The sequence below is a fragment of the Acidithiobacillus sp. TH-A36 genome (assembly GCF_057473445.1).
In genome coordinates this window covers 1-4,384 of sequence record NZ_JBYCKP010000534.1, presented here as the reverse complement: position 1 = coordinate 4,384, position 4,384 = coordinate 1, and the positions used below count along the sequence as shown (strand labels likewise).

Below are 4,384 nucleotides of genomic sequence, written 5' to 3'. Positions count from 1 at the left end.
CCATCAATGCGGGGCGGCGTGCCGGTTTTCAGACGGGCAACCGGAAAAGCCATTTCCCGCAGGCGCAGGGACAGGGCGTTGGATGGCGGATCGCCTGCCCGTCCGGCCGCATAATTCTGGTCTCCCATGTGCACGCGCCCGCCGAGAAAAGTCCCGGTGGTCAAAATCACCTGACCCGCACGCAGCTCCAGGCCGGTTTCCGTGCGCACACCCGCCAGCCGATCATTTTCCATTAACAAATCGCCGGCCATGCCCTGAAACAATTGCAAATTGGGAAGGTTTTCGAGAAGACGACGCACTGCGCGTTTATACAAACTCCGGTCGGCTTGAGCGCGGGTCGCCCGCACCGCCGGCCCTTTGCTGGCGTTCAGGGTCCGAAACTGGATGCCCGCCTGATCAATGGCCAGGGCCATGATGCCCCCCAAAGCGTCGATTTCCTTGACCAGATGCCCTTTGCCAATACCGCCAATGGCCGGATTACAGGACATCTGCCCAATGGTATCGAGATTCTGGGTCAGGAGCAGGGTGCGCACACCCAAACGGGCTGCGGCAGCGGCAGCCTCGGTGCCAGCATGACCTCCACCGACAACAATGACATCAAATTCGTTTTGCATCCGCTGATTATCCGCGCCCGGGGGTGGTTTTTGCAATATCCAAAAAAGTGTTAAACCTGTCCGCCCACGCCTTTGAACTTCTCGACAAAGGCTGCGATTTTCTGGAACACACTCTGCTTTTTACTCAGGTACTGAGGATTCAGTGGGCTCATTTTGGGGAGCAGGGCATTGAGCTCGGTGCCATTATCGCTGGCAAACTCCCGTTTCAGGGAAACGCTGATATAGCGGCGCGCGGCTTCGACATTCAGGTTTTCGTCAGCGATAAGCGCATCGGCTTCGCGCCGCTGTTCGCCCTGGGCAAAGGTAAAAAAGGCCTCAATCAGGCTGGTTTTGTCACCAAGCTGATCCAGATCGGTTTGATTGATGAAATCCACCAGGAGCGTTTCTTTGGCACGATTCCCGAGGCTGGCACGGATCACCCGGCGCACATCTTCCACCAGGGCCACCTTGTCTTTGATTTTTTTGTTGTTCTCAAAAATCAGCTCGAGAATGTAATCCAGATTGATTTCCTGAGATTTGAGCAAATCTACCTCAAACACCACGTCATCCCAATCGATGCTGGACTCTGCTTTTTCCGAAGCGGATTTTTCCCGCCGCAACCAATCGCGCACATCATTGTAGGTAGAACGGTAGTCCTGGGTTTTGCGTTCGGATGGGATTTGAACAGCCTGCAACGCAGGCAACTCCTCATCAGTCACATAATACTTGGCCTTGAAGGCTTCTAAGGCTGCGGGGTCATCCATATCGACATTTTGCAAAGCTTTCAGGCTGGCGAATTCATCAAAGTTTTGCAGCACATTTTCCACGCGCAAAAATTCGCCAAACAACTTCACAAAGGCTTTTTTATCCGATTCTTTTTCAATGGCAGCAGGATCAGGAAAACGCTGCTCCAGTTCTTTCACCACATCCACAAAGCCGCGCCGCGCTTCGCCAGTGACCACATCGGTAAAGCCTTCCATGTACTCCCTGAAGCTTTTTTCGAGCACGACATTTTTGGTGTTTTTGTCCCCAAACAGCGTGATGGCGTCGATAGTCGCCTGTTCGAGATTGCGGAACGTGATGATATTGCCAAAGGTTTTGGTCGCATCATAAATGCGGTTGGTGCGTGAGTAAGCCTGAATCAAGCCGTGATAACGCAGGTTTTTGTCGACAAACAAGGTGTTGAGCGTCGGCGCATCAAAACCGGTCAGAAACATGCCCACCACAATCAGCAGATCAACTTCCCCGGCCTTCATTTGCTTGGCCAAATCGCGGTAGTAGTTCTGAAAACCGTCGCTATCCAATCTGAAGCTGGTTTTGAACAGTGCGTTATAGTCGGCAATTGCTGCCGCCAAAAACTCCTTGGCACTGCTGTTCATGGCTGAAACATCAAAGCTTTCATCAATAATATCGCCCACGGCATCTTGTTCTTCGTTGGCCGCAAAGGAGAAAATGGTGGCGACCTTCAAGGGTTTTTCGCGGTCTTTTTGCACGGTTTTGAAGGACTCATAATACCACTTGGCGGCTTCTACGCTGCTGACGGCCAGCATGGCGTTAAAGCCTTTACCACCGGCCTGCAAACGATGGGTTTTTTGCCGGAAGTTATTCAAAATGTACTGGGTAATTTCGCGGATACGGTCGGGATGCAACAAGGCCTGGCGATTTTCGGCGGCACTGAGTTTTTTCGCATCCTGCTCGGCTTCCAGCGCCTTGAACTGAGGACGGACATCGTTGTAGTCCACCTTGAACTTCAGCACTTTTTCGTCGCGGATAGCATCGGTAATCACATAGGCATGCAGTTCGCGGCCAAATACGCTGGCCGTGGTATCGGCTCCCAGGGCGTTTTGCGGAAAAATGGGGGTGCCGGTAAAACCGAACTGATAGAACTTTCTGAAGCGTTTTTTCAGGTTTTTCTGGGCTTCGCCAAACTGGCTGCGATGGCATTCATCAAAAATAAACACCACCTGCTGGTTATACACCGGCAGGTCATTTTCGCTTTTGATCAGCCGGTTGAGCTTCTGGATGGTGGTGACGATGATTTTGTTATCATTTTTATCCAGATTGCGTTTGAGTACGGCGGTGCTATCCGAGCCATTGACGCTATCGGGCGAAAAACGCTGATATTCCTTCATGGTCTGATAATCCAGATCCTTGCGGTCCACCACAAAAAATACCTTGTCGATAAAGTCCAGCCCGGTGGCCAGACGCGCCGCCTTGAAACTGGTCAGGGTTTTGCCGGAACCGGTGGTATGCCAGACATAACCGCCACTTTCCGTGCTGCGCCAGTTTTTCGCCTGATACGCGCTGTTGATTTTCCACATGATGCGTTCGGTGGCGGCAATCTGGTAAGGGCGCATCACCAGCAGGGTATTGTTTACATCAAATACCGAATAATGCAGGAGCACATGCAACAGGGTGTTTTTCTGAAAGAAAGTAGCCGTAAAGTCCTTCAGGTCTTTGATCAGACTGTTATCCGCCTTTGCCCAGTTCATGGTGAAATCGAAGCTGTTTTTATTGCGCTGGGTGGTGTTGGCAAAGTAGCGGGTGTCCGTACCGTTGGAAATCACAAAGAGTTGCAGATACTTGAACAGGGAATGTTCACTGTTAAAACTCTCCTTGCTGTAGCGATGCACCTGATTAAAGGCCTCGCGGATGGCCACTCCGCGCTTTTTCAGCTCTACCTGTACCAGCGGCAGGCCGTTGACCAGAATGGTCACATCGTAGCGGTTGGCGTGGCTGCCGGATTGCTCAAACTGATTGATGACCTGTACCTTGTTGCGGGCGATATTCTTTTTATCCAGCAGGTAAATATTCTGAATATGGCCATCATCAAACACAAAATCGTGAATATAGTCATCGTGAATTTTGCGGGTTTTGTCCACGATGCTGTCGCTGGGTTTGTCCAGCCAGGTTTCCACAAAACGCAACCATTCACCCTCCAGAAACTCCAGGTTATTTAGTGCCTGCATCTGCACGCGCAGATTGGCGAGCATTGCCTCGGGATGATTCAGACCGGGCAGGTATTCATAGCCCTGATTCGTCAAATCCTGAAGCAGTTCGCGTTCCAGGTCCCCTTCGCTCTGGTAGCTATCGGCCACCTTCCAGTCCCGGTTGTATTGATCCAGAACAATGAAGTTGTTGGATTCGGCAATGGTTTTGTAGTCTGTCACGGCTGTACCTCCCAATGGCCGGTTTTATCGGAACCGACGCGATTAATTTTTCCCGCCTGCTGTAATTTGGCTAAAGCCCGGCCAATGGTGCGTAGGTCTTTGCCCATCAGTTCGGCGAGCTGCTGGCGTGTCCGCTGCGGGTTATACGCCAGTAACACCAGAATCGCTTCGGGGATTTTGAGTCCACGTACATCACGCTCCGGATTTACAGGGGCGTTTGCAGGGGCACTTACAGAGGCGTTTTGGGTTAGCGTCCGGGCAATTATCGACAACATGAAGCGAATAAACGGCGTACTATCGGCTTGCTCGTCACCCTGTTCAAGTGCCTGGTAATACGTCTGTTGATGATCTTTAATCACGCTTTCCAAGGGTAACGACAAAAACAGCGGGTGCCACCGAGACAAAATTAAGGTTTGCCACAAGCGCCCCATACGGTCATTGGCATTTAACGCACTGGCGTCCAGCCGCCCTACTTGCTGGCTGATCTCTGCTACCAGATTCAGGATTTCGCTGGTAATGGAAAGGGGCGGTTTATAAGGCATTGCCGTCCTCTTTCAGCAAAATAAAATGCTCGATCAGGCGAATCATCAGCGATTTTTGCGCTGGCTCGCTTTCCGCGAC

The 4,384-nt window shown here is 51.6% G+C and carries 3 protein-coding genes; all 3 read right to left on the bottom strand.

Annotated features, from left to right (window positions below; all coding sequences use genetic code 11):
* A partial coding sequence (locus AC2VLY_RS13605; RefSeq protein WP_486922457.1) for an FAD-dependent oxidoreductase occupies positions 1 to 614 on the bottom strand: 614 nt, incomplete at its 3' end.
* A 50-nt stretch (positions 615 to 664) separates the two neighbouring features.
* Complete coding sequence (locus AC2VLY_RS13600; RefSeq protein ID WP_486894032.1) at positions 665 to 3,763, bottom strand: type I restriction endonuclease subunit R; 3,099 nt, start codon at positions 3,761 to 3,763, stop codon at positions 665 to 667.
* On the bottom strand, positions 3,760 to 4,305 hold the full coding sequence (locus AC2VLY_RS13595) for a Fic family protein (RefSeq protein ID WP_486894034.1): 546 nt from the start codon (positions 4,303 to 4,305) through the stop codon (positions 3,760 to 3,762). Before AC2VLY_RS13595 ends, AC2VLY_RS13600 begins: the two co-directional genes overlap by 4 nt.
* Positions 4,306 to 4,384 lie beyond the last annotated feature (79 nt).

Bases quoted from the DNA above. Each gene is read 5' to 3' on its own strand.
- AC2VLY_RS13595 (WP_486894034.1), bottom strand. From the start codon at position 4,305: ATGCCTTATAAACCGCCCCTTTCCATTACCAGCGAAATCCTGAATCTG.